Origin of the sequence: Kitasatospora sp. NPDC004669 (assembly GCF_040609455.1) — a bacterium.
Taxonomy (GTDB): Bacteria; Actinomycetota; Actinomycetes; order Streptomycetales; family Streptomycetaceae; genus Kitasatospora.
The window spans coordinates 337,467-361,788 of record NZ_JBEXKB010000001.1 but is presented as its reverse complement, the minus strand read 5'-3'; the positions used below and the strand labels follow the sequence as shown (position 1 = coordinate 361,788).

General features: G+C 69.7%; 25 protein-coding genes. 8 read left to right on the top strand and 17 right to left on the bottom strand.

The genetic code is table 11. The features are described from left to right. Window positions 1-3: 3 nt before the first annotated feature. The 8 genes from cydB to ABZW30_RS01635 form a co-directional block, all read right to left on the bottom strand. Entirely contained in the window at window positions 4-1,029 is a 1,026-nt protein-coding gene (cydB, locus tag ABZW30_RS01670; protein WP_355668998.1) for a cytochrome d ubiquinol oxidase subunit II, read from the bottom strand. Window positions 1,030-1,059: 30 nt separating this feature from the next. Continuing rightward, window positions 1,060-2,604, bottom strand: a complete 1,545-nt coding sequence (locus ABZW30_RS01665; RefSeq protein ID WP_355668997.1) for a cytochrome ubiquinol oxidase subunit I — start codon at window positions 2,602-2,604, stop codon at window positions 1,060-1,062. A 365-nt stretch (window positions 2,605-2,969) separates the two neighbouring features. Continuing rightward, window positions 2,970-4,337 carry an EF-hand domain-containing protein gene (locus tag ABZW30_RS01660; protein WP_355668996.1) on the bottom strand — a complete coding sequence of 456 codons (1,368 nt, stop codon included), beginning with the start codon at window positions 4,335-4,337 and terminating at the stop codon, window positions 2,970-2,972. Beyond that, the gene (locus ABZW30_RS01655) at window positions 4,330-4,941 is read right to left on the bottom strand and encodes a Uma2 family endonuclease (RefSeq protein WP_355668995.1); all 612 of its coding nucleotides are present in this window, start codon (window positions 4,939-4,941) and stop codon (window positions 4,330-4,332) included. The genes ABZW30_RS01660 and ABZW30_RS01655 overlap by 8 nt, the downstream gene beginning before the upstream one ends. 101 nt (window positions 4,942-5,042) lie before the next feature. Continuing rightward, window positions 5,043-6,242 (bottom strand): transposase, encoded by a 1,200-nt coding sequence (locus ABZW30_RS01650; protein WP_355668994.1) that lies wholly within the window; start codon window positions 6,240-6,242, stop codon window positions 5,043-5,045. 152 nt (window positions 6,243-6,394) lie between these two features. Then, a complete protein-coding gene (locus tag ABZW30_RS01645) occupies window positions 6,395-7,906 on the bottom strand; it encodes a HAMP domain-containing sensor histidine kinase (protein WP_355668993.1) in 1,512 nt (503 codons plus the stop codon). Window positions 7,907-7,918: 12 nt separating this feature from the next. Continuing rightward, window positions 7,919-8,707, bottom strand: coding sequence for a response regulator transcription factor (locus ABZW30_RS01640; protein WP_355668992.1), 789 nt, complete (start codon window positions 8,705-8,707; stop codon window positions 7,919-7,921). 317 nt (window positions 8,708-9,024) lie between these two features. Beyond that, window positions 9,025-9,771 carry a helix-turn-helix domain-containing protein gene (locus ABZW30_RS01635; RefSeq protein WP_355668991.1) on the bottom strand — a complete coding sequence of 249 codons (747 nt, stop codon included), beginning with the start codon at window positions 9,769-9,771 and terminating at the stop codon, window positions 9,025-9,027. A 335-nt stretch (window positions 9,772-10,106) separates the two neighbouring features. On the opposite strand from ABZW30_RS01635, the gene ABZW30_RS01630 reads away from it, so the two are divergent. Next, the gene (locus ABZW30_RS01630; RefSeq protein WP_355668990.1) at window positions 10,107-10,919 is read left to right on the top strand and encodes an alpha/beta hydrolase; all 813 of its coding nucleotides are present in this window, start codon (window positions 10,107-10,109) and stop codon (window positions 10,917-10,919) included. Between the two features lie 99 nt (window positions 10,920-11,018). Here ABZW30_RS01630 and ABZW30_RS01625 read toward each other — a convergent pair whose 3' ends face one another. Continuing rightward, window positions 11,019-12,725: a proline--tRNA ligase gene (locus tag ABZW30_RS01625; RefSeq protein WP_355668989.1), complete on the bottom strand. Its 1,707-nt coding sequence runs from the start codon at window positions 12,723-12,725 to the stop codon at window positions 11,019-11,021. A gap of 221 nt (window positions 12,726-12,946) precedes the next feature. Next, window positions 12,947-13,603 (bottom strand): DUF4097 family beta strand repeat-containing protein, encoded by a 657-nt coding sequence (locus ABZW30_RS01620; protein ID WP_355668988.1) that lies wholly within the window; start codon window positions 13,601-13,603, stop codon window positions 12,947-12,949. A gap of 244 nt (window positions 13,604-13,847) precedes the next feature. Between ABZW30_RS01620 and ABZW30_RS01615 the strand changes: the two genes are divergently transcribed. The 3 genes from ABZW30_RS01615 to ABZW30_RS01605 all read left to right on the top strand — a co-directional run bounded on the left by ABZW30_RS01615 (window position 13,848) and on the right by ABZW30_RS01605 (window position 15,795). Further along, window positions 13,848-14,153, top strand: a complete 306-nt coding sequence (locus ABZW30_RS01615; protein WP_355668987.1) for a hypothetical protein — start codon at window positions 13,848-13,850, stop codon at window positions 14,151-14,153. 206 nt (window positions 14,154-14,359) lie between these two features. Further along, complete coding sequence (locus ABZW30_RS01610; RefSeq protein WP_355668986.1) at window positions 14,360-15,586, top strand: cytochrome P450; 1,227 nt, start codon at window positions 14,360-14,362, stop codon at window positions 15,584-15,586. Between the two features lie 14 nt (window positions 15,587-15,600). Beyond that, window positions 15,601-15,795 (top strand): ferredoxin, encoded by a 195-nt coding sequence (locus ABZW30_RS01605; protein ID WP_355669050.1) that lies wholly within the window; start codon window positions 15,601-15,603, stop codon window positions 15,793-15,795. A 10-nt stretch (window positions 15,796-15,805) separates the two neighbouring features. Here the strand turns inward: ABZW30_RS01605 and ABZW30_RS01600 are convergent, their stop codons facing one another. The 3 genes from ABZW30_RS01600 to ABZW30_RS01590 form a co-directional block, all read right to left on the bottom strand. Next, window positions 15,806-16,315, bottom strand: a complete 510-nt coding sequence (locus ABZW30_RS01600; RefSeq protein ID WP_355669049.1) for an N-acetyltransferase family protein — start codon at window positions 16,313-16,315, stop codon at window positions 15,806-15,808. A 135-nt stretch (window positions 16,316-16,450) separates the two neighbouring features. Further along, window positions 16,451-16,633: a hypothetical protein gene (locus ABZW30_RS01595; RefSeq protein WP_355668985.1), complete on the bottom strand. Its 183-nt coding sequence runs from the start codon at window positions 16,631-16,633 to the stop codon at window positions 16,451-16,453. A gap of 57 nt (window positions 16,634-16,690) precedes the next feature. Further along, window positions 16,691-18,778, bottom strand: coding sequence for a transglycosylase domain-containing protein (locus ABZW30_RS01590; protein ID WP_355668984.1), 2,088 nt, complete (start codon window positions 18,776-18,778; stop codon window positions 16,691-16,693). An 885-nt stretch (window positions 18,779-19,663) separates the two neighbouring features. On the opposite strand from ABZW30_RS01590, the gene ABZW30_RS01585 reads away from it, so the two are divergent. Beyond that, window positions 19,664-20,833 carry a serine hydrolase domain-containing protein gene (locus ABZW30_RS01585; protein ID WP_355668983.1) on the top strand — a complete coding sequence of 390 codons (1,170 nt, stop codon included), beginning with the start codon at window positions 19,664-19,666 and terminating at the stop codon, window positions 20,831-20,833. Between the two features lie 170 nt (window positions 20,834-21,003). Here ABZW30_RS01585 and ABZW30_RS01580 read toward each other — a convergent pair whose 3' ends face one another. From ABZW30_RS01580 to ABZW30_RS01570, 3 genes are all read right to left on the bottom strand, one after another. Beyond that, the gene (locus ABZW30_RS01580; protein ID WP_355668982.1) at window positions 21,004-21,417 is read right to left on the bottom strand and encodes a hypothetical protein; all 414 of its coding nucleotides are present in this window, start codon (window positions 21,415-21,417) and stop codon (window positions 21,004-21,006) included. A 171-nt stretch (window positions 21,418-21,588) separates the two neighbouring features. Next, window positions 21,589-21,789, bottom strand: coding sequence for a DUF397 domain-containing protein (locus ABZW30_RS01575; protein ID WP_355668981.1), 201 nt, complete (start codon window positions 21,787-21,789; stop codon window positions 21,589-21,591). Further along, the gene (locus ABZW30_RS01570; RefSeq protein ID WP_355668980.1) at window positions 21,782-22,642 is read right to left on the bottom strand and encodes a helix-turn-helix transcriptional regulator; all 861 of its coding nucleotides are present in this window, start codon (window positions 22,640-22,642) and stop codon (window positions 21,782-21,784) included. The genes ABZW30_RS01575 and ABZW30_RS01570 overlap by 8 nt, the downstream gene beginning before the upstream one ends. Window positions 22,643-22,901: 259 nt before the next feature. Between ABZW30_RS01570 and ABZW30_RS01565 the strand changes: the two genes are divergently transcribed. Genes ABZW30_RS01565 through ABZW30_RS01555 form a run of 3 tightly spaced genes read left to right on the top strand, consistent with a single transcriptional unit; the run spans window position 22,902 to window position 23,631 of the window. Beyond that, window positions 22,902-23,264, top strand: coding sequence for an ATP-binding protein (locus ABZW30_RS01565; RefSeq protein WP_355668979.1), 363 nt, complete (start codon window positions 22,902-22,904; stop codon window positions 23,262-23,264). Further along, window positions 23,261-23,512, top strand: coding sequence for a hypothetical protein (locus ABZW30_RS01560; RefSeq protein WP_355668978.1), 252 nt, complete (start codon window positions 23,261-23,263; stop codon window positions 23,510-23,512). Before ABZW30_RS01565 ends, ABZW30_RS01560 begins: the two co-directional genes overlap by 4 nt. Beyond that, window positions 23,509-23,631 carry a hypothetical protein gene (locus ABZW30_RS01555; protein WP_355668977.1) on the top strand — a complete coding sequence of 41 codons (123 nt, stop codon included), beginning with the start codon at window positions 23,509-23,511 and terminating at the stop codon, window positions 23,629-23,631. The genes ABZW30_RS01560 and ABZW30_RS01555 overlap by 4 nt, the downstream gene beginning before the upstream one ends. A gap of 60 nt (window positions 23,632-23,691) precedes the next feature. Here ABZW30_RS01555 and ABZW30_RS01550 read toward each other — a convergent pair whose 3' ends face one another. Then, a complete protein-coding gene (locus ABZW30_RS01550; RefSeq protein ID WP_355668976.1) occupies window positions 23,692-24,321 on the bottom strand; it encodes a hypothetical protein in 630 nt (209 codons plus the stop codon). Window position 24,322: the final 1 nt, after the last annotated feature.

Below are 24,322 nucleotides of genomic sequence, written 5' to 3'. Positions count from 1 at the left end.
GCGTCAGACCTGGTCGAGCGGGGCGGCCGGGTGGTGCCCGGGGATGTGCTGGACACCGATCCGCTTGCGGAACACCCAGTAGGTCCAGCCCTGGTAGAGCAGCACCAGCGGGGTGAACACGGCCGCCACGACGGTCATCAGCTTGAGCGTGTACGGCGAGGAGGCCGCGTTGCTGACGGTCAGGCTCCAGCCGTCGTTCAGGGTGGACGGCATGACGTTCGGGAAGAGCGCCAGGAAGAGCATCGCGACCGAGGCCACGACGGTCGCCCCGGAGAGGACGAACGCCCAGCCCTCACGGCCGCGCTGGTTGGCCGCCAGCGCGCCGAGCAGGGCCAGCACGGCGATCACCATCGCGACCAGACTCCTGGCGTTGCCGCTGTGGACTTGCGTCCAGGTCAGGAAGCCGAGGGCGAGGACGGCGGTCGCCAGGCCCGCCTGCAGGGCGGCCTTGCGAGCGCGCACACGGATCTCGCCGACCGTCTTGAGCGCCGCGAAGACCGCGCCGTGGAAAGTGAACAGGGCGAGCGTCACCAGGCCGCCGAGCAGGGCGTACGGGTTGAGCAGGTCCCAGAGGGTGCCGACGTAGTTCTTCTGCGCGTCGATGTCGACGCCGCGCACGATGTTGGCGAAGGCCACGCCCCACAGGAAGGCCGGGAGGAGGGAGGTCCAGAAGATGGCCTCCTCCCAGTTGCGCTGCCAGCGGGCGCCGTCGCGCTTGGCCCGGTACTCGAAGGCCACGCCGCGGACGATCAGGCAGACCAGGATGACCAGCAGCGGGATGTAGAAGCCGCTGAAGAGGGTCGCGTACCAGTCCGGGAAGGCGGCGAAGGTGGCGCCGCCGGCGGTCAGCAACCAGACCTCGTTGCCGTCCCAGACGGGGCCGATGGTGTTGATCAGCACCCGGCGCTCGGCGGTGTCGCGGGCGAGCGGCTTGGTGAGGACGCCGATCCCGAAGTCGAAGCCCTCCAGGAAGAAGTAGCCGATCCACAGGACCGCGATCAGCACGAACCAGACGTCGTGGAGTTGCATGTCAGATCCTCAGTTCCACGGTGGGGTACGTCAGTACGCGAAGGCGAGCGGCTTGTCGGCGTCCTCGTCCGCGGACGGGCCGCGCAGCGACGGGTCCCCGGTCGGGGGCTGCTCGGTCACCACCGGGCCGGCCTTGGCGTACTTGACCAGCAGCCGGACCTCGACCACGGCGAGGATCGCGTACAGCACGGTGAAGGTGACCAGCGCGCCGATCTGGGTGCCGACGCCGACGTTGGGGGAGACGGCGCTCGCCGTGGTCATCAGGCCGAAGACGGCCCAGGGCTGACGGCCCATCTCGGTGAAGATCCAGCCGAAGCTGTTGGCGATCAACGGGAAGCCCATGGTCAGGATGCCGATCCGCCAGCTCCACTTGGTGAGCAGCGGGCCCAGTTCCCGCTTCGGGGTGAGCATCAGCCGGGGCACCTCGGACTCGCCGGTGCGGAACTCGGGGCGCAGGAAGAGCTTCCGTCGGGTCGTCCAGAGGCCGACCAGGCCGGCCATGAAGGAGGTCATCCCGAAGCCGATCATGAAGCGGAAGCCCCAGTAGGTCATGAAGACGCTCGGGATGTAGTCCTTGGGGTTGCCGCCGTGCGCGGCGGCCTCGGCGGCGGCGGTGTCGTTGATGCCGGGGACGGCGGAGCTGAAGTCGTTCTTGGCGAGGAAGGACAGCACCCCGGGCACCTCCAGCTCGACCGAGTTGTGGCCCTTGCCGACGTCGCCGACCGCGAAGATCGAGAACGGCGCGGGCGCCTGGGTGTCCCACAGGGCCTCGGCGGCGGCCATCTTCATCGGCTGCTGCTCGAACATGACCTTGCCGAGGGTGTCGCCGCTGAGCGCGGTGCCGGCGCCGAAGACGACCGCGATGACCAGGCCGAGCCGCAGCGAGGTGCGCATCACGGCGGTCTTCTTGGGGTCGGCGGTCTCCGGCCTGCGCTTGGCCTTCCAGAGGTGGAAGGAGGCGATACCGACCATGAAGGCGGCGCCGGTGAGGAAGGCGGCGGTCAGGGTGTGGAAGACCACGGTCAGAGTGGTGTTCTGGAACAACACCCTGGCGATGTCGGTGAGCTGCGCCTTGCCGGTGGCCTTGTCGATCGAGTAGCCGACCGGGTGCTGCATCCAGCTGTTGGCCGCCAGGATGAAGTAGGCGGAGAGCACGGTGCCCAGCGAGACCATCCACATGCAGGCGCAGTGGATCTTCTTCGGCAGCTTGTCCCAGCCGAAGATCCACAGGCCGATGAAGGTGGACTCGAAGAAGAAGGCGATCAGCGCCTCCATCGCGAGCGGGGCGCCGAAGACGTCACCGACGAAGCGGGAGTAGTCGGACCAGTTCATGCCGAACTGGAATTCCTGCACGATTCCGGTGACGACACCCATCGCCATGTTGATGAGGAAGAGCTTTCCCCAGAACTTGGTCGCGTGGAAGTACTTCTCCTTGTTCGTGCGCACCCAGGCGGTCTCCAACCCGGCCACGATCGCGGCGAGGCTGATGGTGAGCGGTACGAAGAGGAAGTGGTAGACGGTGGTGATGCCGAATTGCCATCGCGCAATGGTCTCGTGAGCGATTGCCAGTTCCACGTCGCCCTCTCTCCAACGGCCCCTCTCAGGGCGTTTTCGGACAAACTTCGTCCATAGCCGTAGACCGCTGCTCAACCGCGCAAGCTTGTCCGCTTGTGAACGTGAACACGTTCACAAGCCTCAGTATCCATCATCCTTACGGCGGAACTGCAGGTGGGGTGGGGTTGACAGTCGTGTGCCATGCGTCACGGTTTGCGCTGCGGTCCGCACAGTCTGCGGATCCGGCGGGGGCCGGGGCAACGAACGACCGGGCGGACCGCGCGCGCCTCTTGGCCGAACCGGCGCTTGACAGGCGCGCGCCCCGCTCGCTTCGGCGAGCGGGGCGTGCTAAGCGGGCGTGCCGGGCTTCGGGTACAGGCCCGTGACTACGGTCGGCCCAGGAGCTGGGCGCCCGAGGTGGAGTCGGCGCGGGCGGTGAAGAACTCGGTGAAGCCGCGCAGGAACTCCTCCACCGTGATCCGCCCGTCCCCGTCGGTGTCCAACTGGCGGAAACCGTGCGACAACTCGGCCGGATGGACCCGCGGCCCGCCGAACACCGCGCGGTACTCGTCGAACTCCAGGAAGCCGCTGCCGTCGGTGTCGGCCGCGGTGAACACCGCCCGCAGCGCGGGCAGCAACCCCTGCTCCAGGTAGGCCTCGCCCCGGTCGCAGCCCGCCAGGGTGGCCGCCGTGAACTCCTCCCGACCGACCCGGCCGTCCCCGTCGGCGTCCATCACCGCGCGCAGCTGCTCCCACCAGCCGTCGAACGCCTCGTACACCCGGGCCTCGGCGGCCTCGTCCAAGTCGAGCTGCCAGCACACGTTGTGCGCCATCGCCCGCAGGTCGTGCGCGGTGATGTAGCCGTCGCCGGTCTGGTCGAGCACCTCGCGGAAGAACCGGTCCACCCGGGGCCCGCGCGCGTCCCGGCGCATCGGGCGGTAGCGGCGCGGCGGGCGCTGCCCCTCGGGGGAGCGGTAGCGCAGCCGGTCCGGGAGCAGGGGTACGACGGCACCGGCGCCGCGGTGCAGCAGGACGGACAGCAGCGCGCCCCGCCGGGTGGCGACCAGCCCGAACCGCTCCCGCACCACCGGCGGCAGATCCGCCACGGTCAGCTCCCGGATCACCCGGGCGACCAGCCCGCGGGTGACCCGCCACCCGGCGTCCCCGAGGAACCAGAGCCGGCCGGGGCGGGGTGCCTCGCGCAGGATGCCGTCCAGCAGGTAGCGGGCCGCTTCGTTGAACTCCAGCTTCTCGCGGGCGTAGCGGGCGAAGTAGGAGGGCAAGTCCACTGCGCTCTTGGGCAGTTCCTCTTCCGGCAGGCCGAAGGCCGCGATCGCCTCCCTGAACTCCCCGTACACCAGCTCCAGTTGCTCGGCGTCGTACCGGTCCCCGCCCAGGCTCCGCATCGCGACCACGCACTCGAACAGCGTCAGCAGGACCCACACCCTGGTCGCCGCGTCCCGCGCGTCGTACGGGCGCCCGTCCGGCGTCGTCCCCCGGACCCGCTTGTGCGCCCGGTCCAGCCGCGCGACCTCCCGCCGCAACGCCTCCGCGTCCTGGTAGAACAGCCGCCGCCCGCTCCCCAGCGTGTGCTCGATCCGCCGCCACGGATGCGCCCGGTACGTGGAGTGCTCCGTCATACCGGCCCCCACCACCGGGTCGGCGGCCTGCAGCACCAGCAGACGCCAGGCGACGAGGGCGATCCGCCAGTCGGACAGGTCGCGCTTGAAGGACACGGCCGTCGGGTCAGCCACGGCGCTCCCCGGTGATCTCGGGGCCGATCACGAAGCCCTTGGCCGGGCCCTCCGGGATCACGGCCTCCTTGCCGTACGGGACCCTGATCGAGGAGGCGTACGCCCGGCGCTCGGGGTCAGGGCTGGTGAGGATGGTGACAGCGCCACCGTCGTCGTAGTCGTCGATGATCACGTACACCGGGATACCGGCGGCAGCATAAGCACGGTGTTTCAGGACGTGGTCGCGCTTGCGGGCTTCGGCTCCGGGCGAGACGGTTTCGACGACCAGGGGGACTCCGGACGCGAGCAGCCCCAGGCCCTCAGGGTGCTCAACCTCCTCGATGTCCTTCGGGGCAACGAATGCGTCCGGAATGAGCACCTTGAGCCCGTGAATGACATTGCAGTCGTTTCCCGGCTCCCAGGCACTCTCGCGCAGGTAGTCGAACAAGCCCCTGAGCACCTGCCTGTTGATGCTGAAGTGGCGGCTGCCGCCGATGGGTGACACCTCGAACGACCCCTCGATGATCTCCACATGGACGACCTCGGGTACGTCCATGGACTTCCACATTTCCCAAAGTGCCTGGTCCAGGTTCACGTCGGTCCCCTCAACAGCAAACGCGCTCATTCGGACACCCCTTTCCCGTCCAGTTTGAAAGCTCCCCCTCCTGAAGGGCGGGGGATTCCGCCTTCGTCTGGGGGATTTCTGACTCGTGCTGCGTGGCTGCCCTACGGGCAGCCGCGTCCTACGCACTCAACGCCAGCCGGGTTCAGACCTGCCCGGATGAGCATGACGCGGGCGGAGTTCTTGTCCCTGGCGGACGTGGCTCCGCACGCGGTGCAGGTGTAGATGCGCACGGACAGCGGCATGCGGTGCTTGGCTCTCGCCCCGCAGTTGGCGCAGTCCATCGTGGTGTGCGCGGGGTTGATCAGATGCACGGTTCGGCCATGCTTGCGGGCCATCTCCAGCAGCGCCGTCTTCGTGGCGCAGATCGCCCCGTCGGCCGCCTTCTCGGCCATGGTGGTCTTCGCAAGGAACTTCGGGAGGAAGTCCTCCACCGCCATGTGCTGATGGTCACGGACAACGCTCTTGGCCCACTTGCGGCCGGTGTCCTGGCGCTGCCGGGCGACCTTCTTGTGCGCCTTCGCGGCCTGCCGCTGCGCCCGCTGGTATCCCTTGGACGCGGGCTTGCCCTTCGCGGGCTTGCGCCGGGCCATGCGCCGCTGGTACTTCGCGAGCGCGGCGGCGGCGTTCTTCCCGTACCGCGCGTGCGGGAGATCATGTTCATCGCTCGTGGTGGTCGCGATCTCCTTGACGCCCCAGTCGATGCCGATCGACCGGCACGAGTGAGCCAGCGGCTCGGCCTGCGCGGGGACGACGAACGACACATACCAGTGCCCGAGGCTGTCTCGATACACCCGCGCCGAGGACGGGTCCGCGGGAAGGTCCCGCGACCACACGACGGTCAGGACGATGCCGCCCGCGAGGTGCAAGCGGCCGCCCGTGATCCGGAACCCGCGCCGCGTGTAGTTCAGGGACGGCCGGCACTCCTTGAGCTTCTTGTGCTTCGGCATCCCGGCACGCTGCCTGACGGACGGCTTCGCCTTGATGTCCTTGTGCGCCTTCGCCCGGGACTTCGCGAAGTCCCGGATGATCTGCTGCTGCGGAACGCAGGAACCTTCCCGCAGCCAGGTGTTCGCGGCGCGGGCCTCGGTCAGCATCCTGTCCAGCTCCGCCGGACCGCAGGTCACCTTCGGCGCACCATCAGGCCGCGCGAGGTTCTCCCGGTGGCGCTGCCGGGACTTGGCAACGGACTCGTTCCAAATCCACCGGCACCGGCCCCACTCGGCATTCAGCAGCGCGAGGGCGGTGGACGACACACGCAGGCGGAAGGTGTACCGCGCATACCCCGAATCCTCCGAAGACACCGACACCCCCCTCAACGATCGGACCGGACTAACTGACGCGTGATCAAGCCGCACGCCACCGACACAAGGCACGGTCGCACACGGCCGAGGGGCTGACCGGGTGAAGGCCGCTCGGTTCACTCGATCGAGGGGTTTGGTGAGACGACTGACCCTCAGGAAACCCGGTCGCCATTCGTGGGCAGTTCGACTCGGAACGTGGCGCCCTCGCCCGGTGCGGTGTCCAGGGTGAGGGTGCCGCCGTGCGCGCGGGTGAGGGCGGTGGCGATGGCGAGGCCGAGGCCGCCTCCGCCGCCGTTGTCGCGGCTGCGCGAGGCGTCGACCCGGTAGAAGCGGTCGAAGACCCGCTGGGCCTGTTCCTCGGTGAGGCCGGGCCCGGAGTCGGCGACCTCCAGCAGGCAGACCCCGTCGGCCCCGGCGCCGACCCCGATCCGGACCGGGGTGCCGGGCGGGGTGTGCTTGACCGCGTTGCCGACCAGGTTGGTGACCACCTGCCGCAGCCGCGCCTCGTCACCGAGGACGGGCGCGGCGGCCGGCGCCCCGGTGCCGGAGGGGCCGGTGAGCGCGACCGGGCGGCTCGGGTCGAGGGCGGTGAGGTCGTGCAGCGCGTCGGCGGCGAGGGTGCGCAGGTCCATCGGGGCGAGGTCGAGCGGGCGCTCCTCGTCCAGCCGGGCGAGCACCAGCAGGTCCTCGACCAGGGCGCCCATCCGGACCGCCTCGCTCTCGATCCGGGTCATGGTCCGCTTGACGTCCGCCTCGGTGGGCAGCGCGCCCATCCGGTACAGCTCGGCGAAGCCGCGGATGCCGGCCAGCGGGGTGCGCAGCTCGTGCGAGGCGTCCGCGACGAAGCTCCGCATCCGGGCCTCGGACTCGGCGCGGGCGGCGAAGGCCGCCTCGATCTGGGTGAGCATGCCGTTGAGCGCGATCGACATCCGTCCGACCTCGGTGCCCGGGGAGAGCTCGGGCATGCGGTGCGACAGCTCCCCGGCCGCGATCCGCGCGGCGTCCGCCTCGATCCGGCGCAGCGGCCGCAGCCCGGCCCGTACCGCGAAGAAGCCGAGCGCGGCGATCAGCACCAGGACGGCTCCGCCGATGGCAAGGAAGGAAGTGCGCAGTTTGCCGGTGGTGGCGTCGATGTCCTCGCGGGAGACGGCCACCATGACGTAGGTCGGGGTGGTGGCCGGCGAGGCGTACGGGCCGATCCCCGGAGTGGGCGTGCGGGGGGCCTGGAGCGGCAGCACCAGCACCCGCCAGCTGTGGTGGCCGCGCTGGTCGGGCAGGTCGAAGGGGACGTCCGGTGCGGTCCGGGTCGGGTCCAGCCCGGCCAGTTGGGGCGCCGGGTCGCTGTCCGAGACGGGCTGGATCATGAACGCCTGGACCTTGCCGTCGGAGGACAGGTACTGCACCAGGTACTGGCTGGGCAGGCTGATCCGCCGCCCGGTGACGGCGGGCTTGCCGCTGTCCGGCGTGGTGAGCCGGCCGGGGGGCTTGCGGGACAGCGGCGGCCCGTACCGCTGGAGCTGTTCGTCCAGCTGCTCCACCAGCTGCGCCCGTACGGCGCCCAGCACGAGGGTGTCGCTCACCGCGAGCCCGGTGGTGACCAGCGCGAGCGCGAGCACCAGCAGCCGGGCGCGCAGCGACAGCCTGGAGGAGAAGCGGGCGAACACGAGCGGGTCCGGTCAGCCCTGCGGGGGGCGGCGCAGCGCGTAGCCGATGCCGCGCACGGTGTGGATCAGCTTGGGGCCGTGGGCCGGGCCGGAGTCGAGCTTGCGGCGCAGGTAGGAGATGTAGGACTCGACGATGGAGAGGTCGCCGCCGAAGTCGTAGGCCCAGACGTGGTCGAGGATCTGCGCCTTGGAGACCACCCGGCCGACGTTGGCCATCAGGTAGTGCAGCAGCTTGAACTCGGTCGGGGAGAGCGAGACGGGGGTGCCGGCGCGGGTGACCTCGTGGGCGACCGGGTCGAGGCTGAGGTCGGCGACGACCAGTCGGCCGTCCTCGGCGGGCCCGCCGGCCCGGCGCAGGATCGCGCGGATGCGGGCGATCAGCTCCTCCAGGCTGAACGGCTTGGTGACGTAGTCGTCGGCGCCCGCGGCGAGGCCCTGCACCTTGTCGCCCACGCCGTCCTTGGCGGTGAGGAAGAGCACCGGCAGGTGGTCGCCGGGGTGCCCGTGCACGGGTCCGGCGATCTGGCCCCGGGTGGTGCGCTCGCGCAGCTTCGCGACGACGGTGAAGCCGTCGAGGTCGGGCAGCATCACGTCGAGGACCACCAGGTCCGGGCGTTCGGCGGCGATCAGCTCCAGCGCCTCGGTCCCGCTCGCGGCGGAGGCCACCCGGAATCCGGAGAAGCGCAGCGAGGCGGCGAGCAGCTCGCGGATGTTCGGCTCGTCGTCCACGACGAGGAGGAAGGCCTCGCCCTGGCCCCCGGCCACGGCGGAGCCGCCCGGTGTGGTGACAGTGCCTTGCACGGGGGTTTCGCCTCCCGGTCGGACGATGACGTTCAGCATGAGGCTAGCTCGCGCAGGCTACGCGGCATGGATGAATGTTGGATTAACACCTTATCGGCCGGTTTTTGGGCGACAAGCCTGCGGGGGCGGGCTCGGTGGTGTGCGTACGGGCGCCGGGCGTACGCCGGGAACGCCGACGGCCGGGGAGGGGCTCCCCGGCCGTCGACGCGATGTCCCCGCCGTACCCCCGCAGAGCCCCCGCAGTGCCGGCGGACGATGCCGGCCTGGGTGCTCGTCGGGGCGGCCGGCGCCTGCGCCGCGCGGATCCGGCGGCGCGCTCAGCCGGCGCTGCCCTCGGTGCGATCAGAAGCCGCTTCGGGCTTCGTGTGGAGGATTTCACGGGCCTGCTCGGCGGCCCGGGCGATGCTCTCGGAGACGAAGTCCATGAAGCGGGCGACGTTCTCCAGGCGGGCGCCGGCCGGGGTGCCGGGGCCGAGGACACCGGCGCCCTGCCGGGCGATCTGGACGAAGTGGGCGTTGGCGCGGGCGGTGGCCATCATCGACTGGTACCAGACGTCGTCGTCGACGACGTAGCGCTCGCGGCGGCGCTCGTCGCGCTCCCGGCGGACCAGGCTCTGGGTCTCCAGGAACGCGATCGCCTTGGAGACGGACGCCGGGCTGATCTGGAGGCGCTGGACGAGCTCGGACGCGGTGAGGCTGCCCTCGTCGGTCGTGAAGAAGCAGGCCAGCACCCGGGCCGTCATCTTGGGCAGGCCCGTTTGGATGAAGACGGAGGCGAACATCTCCTCGTACTCGCGCACGGCCTCGACATCGCGCCCGTCGGCCGACGGTGTCGCACCCGCTCCCCGGGCCGCGGGCTGCCGCCGGCGCTGGGCCCGGTGTTCGGTGGCGCGGTGGGCGAGTTCGGCGCGGTAGGCGGTGGGACCGCCGTTGCGCATCACCTCGCGCGTGACGGTCGAGGTCGGACGCTCCAGGCGTCGGGCGATCTCCGCGTAGGCGAGGCCGTCGGCCAGTCCCAGCGCGATCTGCTGGCGTTCCTGCTGGGTGAGTCTGCCTCCCGGCATCGCGGCCTCCTCTGTGGCATCGGCGGATGGCTTCAGCATAGCGTTCATTCTTCATTCATTGCAACGAGCTACCTGGCCTTTGTTGCATTCAATTCAGACCAGTTGCAACGATTTCCCCGCACCAACCTGCGCTGATGCTGTTTTGGCGCAACAAACATGTTGCCATATCTCTGAACGCAACGTAGCTTTTCCACTATCGGAAACAGCGGGCCGACAGGGGCCCGCCGGCCGCATCCCGATCATCGCCGCCGACCGCGCCGACACCCTCGACGCCGCCAACAGCCTCTGAAACCCCCGCCCCACCCCTCATCCGTGATCGCGAAGGAGCCCCCGCCATGACCAGCACCCAGCACTCCGCCCCCGCCTGGACCGGCACGGTCGAGGTCGACGACACCGCCCTGGCCGTCACCGACACCGGCGGGGACGGCACCCCGGTCGGCTACCTCAACGGCTCCTACGCCGACCAGTCCCACTGGCGCCGCGTCATCGCCGACCTCGGCCCCGGCTACCGCCACATCACCTTCGACGAGCGCGCCCGCGGCAAGTCCCGCACCGCCGTCGACTACTCCTTCGAGGCCTGTCTGCGCGACCTCGACGCCGTCCTGACCGCCCGCGGCGTCGAGCGCCCGATCCTGGTCGGCTGGTCCTACGGCGCCCTGCTCGCCGTCCACTGGGCCGACCGCAACCCCCACCGCACCCTCGGCGCGGTCTCCGTCGACGGCGCCTACCTCACCGACCCGATCGACGACGCCACCCGCGCCCAGGTCCGCGGGCTCTTCCGCCGCCTCAGCCCGATCTTCCCCGTCGCCCGCCGCCTCGGCATGGCCGCCCGGATGAGCGCCGCCCAGCACGCCGAGATCAACCTCGAACTCATCGACCTGTGCGCCCCCGACGCCCTGGGCCCCGTCCTCGACCGCGTGAGCGTCCCCACCCGCTACGTCATGGCCAGCGGCGGCAACCTCGGCGCCGACGCCAAGACCATGGAGAAGCTGCGCGCCGACCTCACCCCCGTCCTCGCCCGCAACCCCCACATCAGCGTCCACGCCAGGGTCTCCAGCAACCACTCCAAGATCCCGCGCAAGGACTCCCCCGCCGTCGCCGACGCCATCCGCGACCTGGCCGTCACCCGTGGCCGGCAGGCCGCGTGAGGCCGCCCGCCCGGTCGGCCCGTACGCCGGGTCGGTCCCCCGTCACCCCCTCCCGCCGGCGGTCCTTCGCGAAGAGCGAGGGGCCGCCGCGTCCGTGGCTCACACCGTGGCGGTCAGCAGCTTCCGGAGGTGTTCCACCGCCGCCACCACCGAGACGGACCGGGTCTCGCCGGTGGCCCGGGCGGTGACCTCGACCGTCCCCTCGGCGAGGCCGCGGGCTCCGACCGTGATCCGGTAGGGGATGCCGATCAGCTCGACGTCGCGGAACTTCACCCCGGGCCGCTCGTCGCGGTCGTCCAACAGCACGTCGACCCGCTCGCCGCGCAGTTCCCGGTACAGGGCCTCCGCGGTCTCCGTCACCCGCTCGTCACTGCCGCCGAGGACCACGACCGCCACCTCGAAGGGGGCCACGGCGACGGGCCAGACGATGCCCTTGTCGTCGTGGTGGGTCTCCACGATCGAGGCCAACGCCCGTTCCACGCCGATCCCGTAGCTTCCCATGATCGGGACGACGCGCCCGCCGTCCGGGCCCAGCACGGAGACGCCGAGGGTCTCGGTGTACTTGCGGCCGAGCTTGAAGATGTGGCCCACCTCGATGGTGACCACCACCTCCAGCGGCGTACCGCACCGGGGGCAGGGCTCGCCCGCGGTCACCTCCCGCAGGTCCGCCCAGCGCTGCACGGCGATGTCCCGCTCGACCGACACCCCGCGCAGGTGGACGCCGTCCGCGTTGGCCCCTGTGGTCATGTCGGTACGGCCGCGCAGGGCCTCGTCCGCGAGGACGGGCAGTTCGGCGACGCCGACGGCGCCCAGACTGCCGGGGGAGGCCCCGAGCGCCGCCCGGATCTCCTCGGCGGTCGCGGGACGCACCGCCGTGGCGGCGAGGGTGTCGATGAGCTTCTGCTCCACCAGGCTGTGGTCGCCACGGACCAGGACGAGCGTCAGCCGGCCGTCGACCACGTACACCAGGGTCTTGATCTGCCGCTCCGCCGGGACGCCATGACGACGGGTCAGCTCGTCGATCGTCCGGGCCTCGGGGGTGTCGAACCGCTCGGGCGCGCCCGGTCCCGGGCCGTCCACGACGGCGGGCAGGGCGGACGTCGCCTTCTCGGTGTTCGCCGCGTAGTCACAGCCGGGGCAGCGGACCACCAGGTCCTCGCCCGCCTCCGAGGGGCTCATGAACTCCACCGACGCACTGCCGCCCATGCTGCCACTGGACGCCTGGACGGCGATCGCGGGCAGTCCGAGGCGGGCGAAGATCCGCTCGTAGGCGGCCCGGTGCAGATCGAAGGAGCGGTCCAGGCCGGCGGGCTCCACGTCGAAGCTGTACGAGTCCTTCATCGTGAACTCGCGCACCCGCAACAGCCCGCTCTTCGGGCGGGCCTCGTCACGGAACTTGGTCTGGAACTGGTACCAGAGCTGCGGCAGGTCCCGGTACGAACGCAGCTCCTGCGACAGCACGGTGAAGATCTCCTCGTGCGTCATGCCGAGCGCCAGGTCCGCGCCCTTGCGGTCCTTGAGCCGGAACATCTCCTCGCCCATCACCTCCCAGCGACCGCTGCGCTGCCAGATCTCCGCCGGGTGCATCGCCGGAAGGACGAACTCCTGGGCGCCGATCGCGGCCATCTCCTCGCGGATGATGTCCATGATCTTGGCGCGCACCCGGACCGCCAGCGGCAGCAGGGAGTAGTGACCGGCCATCAGCTGTCGGACGAACCCTCCCCGCACCAGCAGGCGGTGGCTCACCGCATCCGCGTCCGCCGGGTCCTCCCGGAGGGTGGGCACGTACAGCTGGGACCAACGCATGGGCCGGACACCGTCCTCTCGGCAAGGCTGCGGAATGCCGCCGCAGTCTAGTGGCGGAGCCACGACCGAGCCGCTCCATTTCGACCCGTGCGGTCCCCACTGGAACGCCTCCGGGCCGCGCGAGGGCGGGTGGCCCGTGCGCGGCCCGGAGGCGGTCGAATCGGAGGATGACGGCTCGGTCGTGCGGTCGTCGGCAGTGCGCCGGTCCCGTTCTCGCGAGCTCAGAGGCTGTTGGCGGTGATGTCGCCGTGGTTGGTGGTGGCGTGGATGTCGAGTTCGGGGGTGCCGGTGTTGCGCAGGGTGTTGGTGATGCGGCCGTGGCTGGTGGCGGCGTCGAGGGTGGCGGAGGTGGCGGCGGCGACGGTGATGTGGCCGGCCTCGGTGCGCAGGGTGAGGGTGCCGCGGACGGCTTCGGTGACGTGGATGTCGCCGCGGGTGGTGGTGATGCGGCCGGGTCCGGTGAGGCGGCCGACCTTGACGTCGCCGTCGACGGCGCTCAGACGCAGGGCGGCGGCTTCGTCGATCTCGATCCGGCGGTAGGCGCCTTCGAAGTCGATGTCGCCCAGGCGCCCGACGGCGCGCAGTTCGCAGCTTGCGGTGCGGGCCTCGATGCGGGAGCCGGCGGGCAGTTGGACGGTGACCTCGATCGCGCCGGGGCCGAGCAGCTTGCTGTGGGGCTCGCCGGTGTGGATCCGCAGGACGCCGTCGGTGTAGCTGACGACGGTCTGCTCCGCGGTCTGGACGTCGCGGTTCTTGCCGGGGTCGGCGGGGCGGATGTCGACGGTGGTGTCGGCGCGGTCGGCGGCGATGACCTGGATGCGGCCGGCGGGGACGTCCAGGACGGCGGCGATCGGAGCGGCGGTGGCGAACTCGTACATGGTTGCTTCTCCTTCATCCGGCGGCGGGCCCCTGTCGGCCCGTCGTTTCTGACAACGGAAAAGCTACGTTGCGTTCAGGCATCTGGCAACAGGTCCGTTGCGCCAAAGCAGCATCAGCACAGGTCAATGCAGGGAAATCGTTGCAGCTGGTGTGATTCAAATGCAACGACACACATGGGGTTTGTTGCAATGAATGTGAAGTGAACGCTATGCCTGGGGCTCAGGGCAGGCGAGGATGGGGCTCATGGGCGATGAAGCGTTGCGGGTGTCCGTCGATGAGTTGCGCAGGGCGTTCGATGTGGTGCTGCGGCACGTGGAGGCGGCCGCGGGGGACGAAGGCATCACCCTGGAGAGGGACTACTTCCGGGCGGTGGCGCCCGACGAGGCCTACGACATGGTGAAGGCAGCGAGCGAGCCGACGGTCGGCCAGGTCTCCGAGTCCTGGGGGCACCTGCAGGATGTGCTGGCCGACGAGGACCGGGCGCTGGGCCACCACCTGGTGTGGCTCGCCGATGTCCTGCGGGCGATCGGGCACGAGCACCCGGCGTAAGCATCGCGCCGGAAACGCCGGATGGCCGGGTGCCGCGGGCGCGGACCGGCCATCCGCGAGGCGGGGCAGGTCAGTTGGGCCGCTCGAAGCGTCCGAGAAGGGGAGTGGGATTAACTGATGAAACATCAAACATATTGATTCACCTACCATTTGAGTCACCTCGATGCCGCCATTCGCAGACGGAGCATCTGGCATGATTGGTGATCGTGACAGCTACCGGCAGCCGCTCGATCGAGGCCCCCGCCTATCCGATGGCGCGCACCTGCCCCTTCCGGATGCCCGACGGCTACGAACAGCTGCGCGCGGACGGCCCGTTGTCGCGGGTGACGCTGTACGACGGCCGGAAGGTCTGGCTGGTCTCGGGGGGCGAGGAGGGCCGCGCCCTGCTGCTCGATCCCCGGATCTCCGTCAGTGTCCGGCACCCGTCCTTCCCCGCCCTGGCCCCGCAGCTCGCCGAACAGGCGGACGCCGGGTTCTCGCCCCCGCTCAGCGGCGTCGACGACCCCGAACACGCCCACCAGCGGCGGATGGTGATCCCCGCGTTCGGCATCCGGCGGATCGCCGCGCTGCGCCCGCACATCGAGGAGATCGCCGAGCGGCTGGTCGACGCGATGCTCGCCGGGGGCGACCGGGCCGACCTGGTCTCCGCGTACTCGCTGCCGCTGGCCTGCGCGGCGAACTTCGCCCTGCTGGGCGTCCCCGAGGACGACGGCCGCTACATCGCGGAGCGCACCCGGCGGGTCCTCGCCCCCACCGGCGGGGAGGCCCCCGGGGAGGCCGAGCGGACCTTCGGCGAGATCCTCGACCGCCTGCGCCGGCTCATCGCGGGCAAGGAGCAGGAGCCCGGCACCGGGCTGATCGACGACCTCCTGGCGGCACAGCCGGACGAGGGCGGGATGGACCGCGACCAGCTGGTGGCACTCTGCGCGATCCTCCTGACCGGCGGCGACGACACCACCTCCAGCACCATCGCCGCCTCCACCCTCGCGCTGCTCGAACACCCGGAACAGCTCCGACGACTACGTCGTGAGCCGGAGTTGATGGCCGGCGCGGTCGACGAACTCACCCGGCTCACCACCGTCGCGGACGTACTGCCCCGCGTCGCCACCGCGGACATCGAGATCGCCGGGCACACCATCCGGGACGGCGACGGGATCCTCGTCTCGCTGATGCTGATGAACCGGGACCTCGACACCTGGCAGCAGCCCGACGCCCTGGACATCGACCGCAAGGCCGGCCGGCACGTCGCCTTCGGGTACGGCATCCACCAGTGCGTCGGCCAGAACCTCGCCCGGGCCGTGATCGAGACGGCGCTGACCGTCCTGCTCCGCCGCGTCCCGACCCTGCGGCTCGCCGTACCCGCCGACCAGGTGCGGGCCAACCTCCCGTACGTACTGCAGGGCAGCATGTCCACGCTGCCGGTCGCCTGGTAGGAGGCCCGGTGGACATCGAGATCGAGATCGACACCGGCAGGTGCATCGGCGCCGCCATGTGCACGCGGCACGCACCCGAGGTGTTCACCCAGGACGACGAGGGTGTCGTCGAGCTGCTCCCGGGCGGCGCGGCCCGGGCGGACGATCCGCTGGTCCGGGAAGCGGCGCTGGCCTGCCCGGTGCAGGCCATCACCGTGGACGCAGGCTGACCGCCCGAGCTCAGCCGAGGGCCCGCTGCATCAGGACGGTGTCGATCCAGCGGCCGTGCTTGAAGCCGACGGCGGTCAGCCGGCCCGCGTCGGTGAAGCCGTACCGGCGGTGGAGCGCGACCGAGGCGTCCGTACCGAAGTCGGCGATGACGGCGATCACCTGCCGCAGGTGGGTCTCGGCGCAGGCGGCCAGCAGGGCTTCCAGCAGGGCGCCGCCGAGGCCTCGGCCGGTGTGGGTGGGGGCCAGGTAGATCGAGTTCTCGGCGGAGTGCCGGTAGGCGGGCTTGGGCCGCCAGGGGGCGGCATACGCGTAGCCCACGACCTCGCCGGACGCCTCGGCGACCAGGAAGGGCAGGCCCTGGGCGGCGAGGTCCTCGAACCGCTGCTGCCAGACGGCGGGCGGGGGAGGCGTCTCGTCGAAGGTGGCCACGGTGTCACGGACGTAGTGCCCGTAGATCTCGGCCACAGCACCCAGGTCGGCGGGGACGGCTGGGCGGATCACTGCGTCAATGGCTGTCATGGCGGTCATGGCGGTCATGGCGGTCATGGCGGGAGTCTAGGAGGCGCGGACAGCTGCAGTCGGAGCGGTGGGCGAAAGGACGGTCGGGGCAGCTCGGGCATTCGAAGAGGTAGATGCCGCCCGTGTCACCGAGCATCAGGCCGGGCGGGCACTGGATCCGGGTCCTGGGTCCAGGTCGGGGCCGCCGACCTTGCTGCCGGGGGCAACCGAGCGGTGGGACCAGTACGACCAGCCGGTCTCCTCCTCCACCTGGTCGAACCTGGCTTCGAGCGCGTCGGAGAGGTCCTCCGGGAGGTCCCAGTTCGGGTAGAGGTGCACAGGAAGTCGGTTGCTCCGACTTCCTGTGCTGGGGTCACTGCTTGGGGAAAGGGGCGATCAGTGCTGCGGGCCGGACGGGGCGGTGGTCGGCGTGCCCGTGCCGGTCCCGGTGCTGCTCGGATCGGGCTTGACTACCGGGTCGGGGATGTCGGCCATCGGCAGGGACTGCTCGGGCGTGCCGCGCAGGGCCTGGTCCATGGCGTCCCGCCAGATCGGTCCGGGGCCCGTCGCGCCGAACACCTCGGGGTAGTACTGCCCGTTGATGGTGATGTCGCGCATCTCGACGCCGCCGGCGGGGCCGCCGAGCCAGACGGAGGTGGCGAGCTGCGGGGTGTAGCCGCTGAACCAGGCGGCCTTCTTGTGGTCCGAGGTGCCGGTCTTGCCGGCGATCTGCCGGTCGTCCTTCAGGTGGAGCGCCGCGCCGGTGCCCTTGTTCTCGGTCACGCCGTTCAGAACGGTGTTCAGCGCTTCTGCCGTGTCCTCGGAGAACACCTTCTCGCAGTGGCCGGCCGGGACGGGGACGTCCTTGCCCTCCACAGTGGTGATCTTGCTGATGGCGACCGGGGCGCAGTGCGTGCCTTCGGCGGCGAAGGTCGCGTACACGTTGGCCATGGTCAGCGGGCTCATCTCCTCGACGCCCAGGGCCATCGCGGGGACCTCCTCCAGGGGCTTGCCGCTGGCCTTGGTGGTGATGCCGAGCTTGTTGGCCATCTGCTTGACCGCGCAGAGGCCGATCTCCTGCTCCATCTGCACGAAGTAGGTGTTGACCGAGCGGGCCATGGCCTCCTTGAGCTGGTAGGGGCCCTTCTCGTCGGCGGACTCGTTGGGCACCACCGTCTTGGGCCGGGCCTCGTTCTTCCAGGTCCCCTCGCAGGTCTTCATCGTCGGGTACTCGAGCTTGTTCGGGGACTTGTACTCCTGGGTCGGCGACAGGCCCGCCTCCAGTGCCGCGGCCGCGACGATCGGCTTGAAGGTCGAACCGGGCTGGAAGCCGTTGCCGCCGCCCATCGCCAAGTCGACGTTCAGGTTCACGACGGTCTGGTTCTTCTCCGTCACCAGACCGTAGGGGCGGGTCTGGGCCATGGCGAGGATCTTGCCGGTGCCGGGCTCGACCATGGTGGCGGCGGCGGAGACGGTGTCGGTGACCTTCACGTTGGTGCTCACCGCGTTCTGGGCGGCGGCCTGCTTGTCCGGGTCCAGCGTGGTGTAGATGTTCAGACCGCCGGTGTCCCAGAGCTTCTTGCGCTCCTCGGCGCTCTTGCCGAAGGCCGGGTCCTGCTTGACCACGTGGCGGACGTAGTCGCAGAAGAAGCCCATGCCGGCCTTGGCGGTGATGCAGCCGTTCTGCGGGTCCTTGACCTTCAGACCCAGCGGGGCGGCCTTCGCCTCCTTCGCCTGGTCGGCGGTGATGTGCTTGTTCTCCACCATCTTGTCGATGACGACGTTGCGACGCTTGACCGTGTTGTCGGGGTAGCGCACCGGGTCGTACTGGGACGGGTTCTGCACGATCCCGGCGAGGGTGGCGGCCTCGGCGACGGTCAGGTCCTTGTTGCTCTTGCTGAAGTAGCGCTGGGACGCGGCCTCGACCCCGTAGGCCTGGTGGCCGTAGAAGGTGATGTTGAGGTAGTTGGTGAGGATCTGATCCTTCGACAGCTCCTCGTCCAGCTTGATCGCGACCTTGAGCTCCTGGATCTTGCGGCCCAGGGTCTTGCGCTGGGCCTCCTGCACGGCGTCCTTGTCGTCGCCGGCCTTCTCCACGTTGACGTTCTTCACGTACTGCTGGGTCAGCGTGGAGGCGCCCTGGGAGGCGGTGCCGCTCTCCGCGTTCTTGCCGAGCGCGCGCAGGACGCCCTTGAGGTCGACGGCGCCGTGCTCGTAGAAGCGGGCGTCCTCGATGTCGACCTGGGCATGCCGCATGAGGGGCGACATCTGGTCGGCGGTCAGGACGGTGCGGTCGCGCTCGTAGACCTTGGCGATCAGGCCGCCCTTGGCGTCGAAGATCTGGGTGGCCTGGGTGAGCGGCGGGGTCTTGAAGTCGTCGGGGATGTCGTCGAAGCCCTCAGCCGCGCTCTTGGCGGTCAGCCCGATGCCGCCGGCGACGGGCAGGGCGAGGCCCGCCAGCAGCACACCGGACACGACACTCACACCCAGGAAGGTCGCACCGAAGCGGGCCAGCCGAAGCGGCCCGTTGCGGGGCGGGCGGAGATCCGCGTCATCGGACGAATTCCGTATCGGAGGGAGCTTCGATTCCATTCCGGAATGCTAACCCTTGAACCTCGCCGGTCGAACGGTTTTTCGCGCGCAACTGTCACGGCTGTGCAACAGGCACAGGAATCAACTCCGACACGTCGAGTCGTGTACGAACTGGACGAATATGACGGAATTCGGCAGACCGAACCAGATCAACCCACCCCGCGTGCGCGCCGCTCCCCTCCCGCGACCCTGTCATCTCTTTGATGCCGCGAGCGGGCGAAACGTTGCATGCGTCCGGCCGGTCCGGGCAATCCGGCCCCAGCACGGGCGGCCGTCACCCACTCGCTCCACCGGGACGCCCGGCTCGCCCCAGGAGCGGTGGGGCGCCCCCGCCCTCCCCGCCCGGCCGATGACGACACCTGTCCTGTCGGTTATGCGGCTAGATTTCCGTTCTATGGGAGTTCCTGCCCCATTTTCGGCAATGCAACGTCAACCACTCCGCCGCGCTCCGCAGCACTTCGCCCCGCCGAGCACAATCTCGGCGGGGCGAAGTGGTCAGGGCCCGAATGAACCACCGGGACGGCGTCAGCCGTTGTCGTCGGGCCGGGTCACTCGTGCTGGGGCTTTCTGCGCGGCGTGTCGCCATTCGTCTTCGAGGATGCCGAAGACCAGGGAGTCACGCCAACCGTCGCGGAGCAATTGGGTGTGGCGGAGGTGTCCTTTGAGGCATGGGGACACCCCCCGCATCAAGCCGGGTGTCAGCAGGATGGGCGACCGGTGCGACGGCCCGGCACGCTGGGCATGAACGGGGACGGGCGCCGGAAACAGGAGAGATCGATGAGGGCACGTACGGGGCCTGCGGCACTGTGGGTGGGAATGTGCGCGGTGGCGGTGTCAGGGTTCCTCCCGACGGCCGCCGTTGCGGAGCAGATGCCGGCACCGCCGCCCGCGAGCCTCATGGAGGGCATCGAGCAGACGGTCGCGGACGGATTCCCGGGAGTCGTGGCGTACGCCAGGTACGGAGAGCGGGAGTCACGGATGGCGGCCGGGCTCGCCGACACGGCGAGCGACGAGCGAGCCCGGCCGGACCAGCGGTTCCGAATTGCCAGTAACACCAAGTCATTTGTGTCGACGGTGCTCCTGCAGCTGGAGGGCGAAGGGCGGCTCTCGCTGGACGACAGCGTGGAGAAGTGGCTGCCCGGCGTGGTCCAGGGAAACGGCAACGATGGCCGGGCCATCACCGTCCGGCAGATGCTCAACCACACCTCGGGCATCTACGACCCCGCCATCGAGCCGGAGTTCTTCGCCCCCTACCTGGAGCGCCACGACTGGGACCACGTCTACACCCCGCGGGAGGTGATCGCCCGCGCCGTCCGGCACAAGCCGCTGTTCGCGCCCGGCGCCGGCTGGTCGTACTCCAACACCAACTACCTACTCGCCGGTCTGGTGATCGAGGCAGTCACACATCACAGCGCGCCCTCCGAAATCCATCGGCGGATTCTCGCCCCGCTCGGCCTGAAGGACACCTCCTTCGCGCTGACCGACCCGACCATTCACGGCCCTCACCTGCACGGTTACGACCTCAAGGGACAGGACGTGACCCGATTCAGCCCGTCGTACGACTGGACCGCCGGCGCCATGATCTCCACGGTCAACGACCTGGCCCACTTCCACCGGGCCCTGTTCGCCGGCAAGCTGCTGCACCCCGCCCAGCAGCGCGAACTCCTGACCACGGTGCACTTCCCCGACGCGCCGGCGTACGGACTCGGCGTGCAGCACAAGGACGTCACATGCGGCTCGGAGCCGAACACCAAACCGATCAGCGTCTGGGAGACCGATGGTGGCGGACCCGGTTTCACCAGCCTTGCGCTCGCCACCGCCGACGGTGAGCGACAGCTGGTCCTCGCCGTCAATGTCTACGACCTCGGGGCCGACCTGAAGGGCGAGCTGCCCTTCCCGCAGAGCAAGGGCTTGAAGAAGGCGCAACTGGCAGTCCTGTGCGACTGACGTGATGTCATGGCTCTTCGGGCGGCGTGATGTTGCGGCGAGCCCTCCGATCCCGCAGGAACCGGTACACGGCTGGCGTCTGCGGCAGCGGGCCGGGCTCCCACCACCGCCGACCCGGTGAACCTTCTCGGTCACAGCATGAGGAAGTCGGGTGGACCGACTTCCTGTGCTCACTTCGCCTTCGGGAAGGCGGAGGAACGAAGGAGGATCGCGACGGGGATCAGGGCGAGGGCGGAGAGTCCCTGGAGGACCGCGTACCAGGCCGGGCAGATGCCGGGGATCAGATCAACGCCGATGATGGCGATCGGCATCACGGTGGAGATGGTCCGGATACGACCGAAGGCCTTGGGGGAGCCGTTCTCCGCGTGGGCGGTCACGCGCAGGAGCACCGGGGCGAGGGCGGGGAAGATGACGCCTCGGATCCACATGAACGGCGTCGTCTCGTGGCCGAGCGAGGCCATCACGGCGACGGTCGCGAGGGTGATGACGCCGACGGCTCCGAAGAGCGTGATGCACTTCTTCGCGGTGGTGAAGGCGTGCTGGGTGCGGGAGTTGCCGAGGTTCGCCGTCGCGGTCATCGTCATGATTCTGTCCTCCGTGTCGTGGTGGTAACGACGTTACGGAGCAGACGATCGGGCCAACACCGGTCTGGCCCCACACCTGGGGTGGGCCCAGACCCACCCCAGGGAAACGGCCGGAACAACCGCGCCTGCCGCCGGCGGCCTCTTGCGAGGAGCAAGGGGCCGCCGGAACGGCTAGGCGTTGGGGACCAGGTGGTCGAACTCGCCAGCCTTGGCACCCTGGAGGAACGCGCCGAACTTGAGGGACGAAGTACGGACGATGACGTCGCCCTCGTCCGACTCACGGAGTTCGATCGCTCCGGCAACGCCACGCACCTCAACGCAGTCGTCGTTTGCGGCGGAGTAGCTTGACTTTTGCCATGTGGGGTTAGACATCTTCCATTTCCTTCTTGACGCATCGGATGAACTCCCGACTCTCATCTGTCGAGAGGGCAGAAGCATCCATCTGCGCGAGGATCGCTCGGAACCTCGCAACATGGGCTGGCGCGTCGATGAGCTGATTACCGAGGCCGGTGTCCGTCTGGACTGTGCTCAGGTCAGGAATAGAACCTTCGGCGTAGGTAAAGTTCCCAAAAGGGCTCGGCAGGGAATCAACATTGAACGGGAGAATTCGGACTGAGATGTGCGGCGCCGCCGAATCCTCGATGAGAGCAGACAACTGCTCCGAGCGCACTGCCGGACCGCTGAACTGCATGCGGAGTGCGGCCTCGTGGATGAATGCCGTGTACGGCACCTTCCCATCCTTGACTACGCCCTGCCTCCGCAGGCGGAAAGCCGTCCTGAGATCGACCTCGCGCTGGGGCAGCAGCGCATGCGATCGAGAGAAGATCGCTGATGCATAGGTGCGGGTCTGAAGCAACCCGGGGATGAAGGTGATTGAGTAGGTCGAAAGACTTCGCGCATAGCTCTCAAGCTCCGCAACCTCGCGAAAGTCCTCTGACAGAGTTCCGCGATACTCCTCCCACCAACCACCCTTCTCCCGCTCTGTGATGATGTCGGCCAGAGCGTCGATCAAGGGCTCGTTGACGCACATGCACAGCGCGGCGATCGTGCGCAGGCGTTCGACACTGATACCGGTCTTCCCGCTCTCCATCTGCGTCACGTGGGCAGGGTTGATGCCCAGCTCGCGGGCGAGCTGACTGCCGCCGAGGCCGGCTTGCTCCCGCATCCTGCGCAGCTCGGCACCCAGCCGCCGCTGGCGGAGAGTCGGGTTCGATCGAAGCGCCATGACGTCCTCTCTGCAGGTCGTAGGACCAGTCTGCCTGACAGCCGGCGCCACGTTAGAGGGAACTTCTCGCGGACCGCCACAAATCTGTGGCGGTCCGCGCTATCGTCGTCCTCCGCTCGATCCGACGGATCGTCAGTAATGCCTCTATTTCGGGCAGTAGGCGCCTGCTGCCCGCGCACCGCAGAGCAGCCCTGGCCCGGCCTGGCTCACGGCGACGCATCCGCCGCCTCTCCCACCGCATCTCCTCACGGAGGTTCCCGTGTGCACCCGTAACACCCCCTCGCTCACGCTCTCCAAGCAGGCTCTCCGAGCCGCCTTGACCCGCAACAACTGCGACGCCGAGACCATCTTCAACGCCGAACTCGCCCTCTCGGAGCTGATCGTCAACGCCTGGCGGCACGGCGACATCACCGCCCCCGTCGTCTACTTCTCCATCCTCGGCTGCACCCTCCACGTCTCCGTCTCCGACGAGTCCGACGCCCTCCCCCACCAGCGCACCCCCGCAGACCTCGCCGAGACCGGCCGGGGCCTCCAGCTGGTGGAGGGCCTCACCCACCGCTGGGGTGTCGACCTGCAGAAGCGAGGCAAGAGCGTCTGGTACGAGCTGGACTTCGCCTCGTGACCCGCGACCCCATCGCGCCGGACGACCCCCGGATGCGGGACTACACCGAGCCCCAACTCGCCGCCCTCCTGGGTGAACTGCACAGGCGCGGCCGACCGTACGGACTCCTCTGGGGCTCCGCCTCCACCCGCGAAACCACCCTCGACGGCCGCATCCTGGTCGACTTCGGCAACGCCCCCGTGAGCACTCTGCTCAACCTCCTCCACCTGCTCCGCGACCTGGACCGGAACGAGGCGTGGACCCGGTGAAGTTCTTCGTCGGCGCCGCCCTCGTCGCCCTCCTGGCCCTCGCGATCGCCACCGTGGCCCTGGGCGTGATCGCGACCCTGAGGATGCCGCGCCCGAACGACAGCGACGAGCGCAGCTGAACACGCGGAGGCCCTCGCCCAAGAAGGGCGAGGGCCTCGCGGGCGTCCGTCGGCTCCGGGTTAGCCGCCGGACGGGTTCCGGTTCCCCCCTCCGAAGCCACCGCCACCACCGCCGCCACCGCCGAAGCCACCGCCGCCGGCGGCGCCTTCGACGAGCTGGCTGGCGTTGTAGCCGCCGCTGGAGTCGGGCGTGCCGACGACGGTCACGCTCTGGCCGGGCTGGAGGTCGGCGACCTTGCCCTCCTTGTTGAGCTGGACCTTGGTCGAGTCCGCCGTCGTGACCTTGATGGTGTTGCCGCTGGCGTCGGTCAGGTAGACGGTCGAGCCGTCCACGGCCTTGACCGTGCCACGCGCGAAGCCGGGCTGTCCGCCCTGCCCCTGCCCGCCCTGCCCTTGCCCGCCCTGGCCCTGGCCACCTCGGCGCCCAGCGCCCTGCCCGCCCTGCCCGCCGTAGCCGCCCGCCGCAGGGGCGCCCGCAGCCGCAGCCCGAGGAGAGGAGGACTTCCCGCTCGGCGCCTGCCCCTGCTGGTACCAGACCCCACCGGCGAACGCACCCGTGGCGATCACACCGCCCGCCAGCACCAGGCTCAGCCAAGGCAGCTTCCGACGCGGCGGAGCGGCCAGCTCACCGCTGACGTCCCGCGCGTCCGGCGGAGTGGCAAGGAGCGCAACCTGATCGTCGTGATTCATC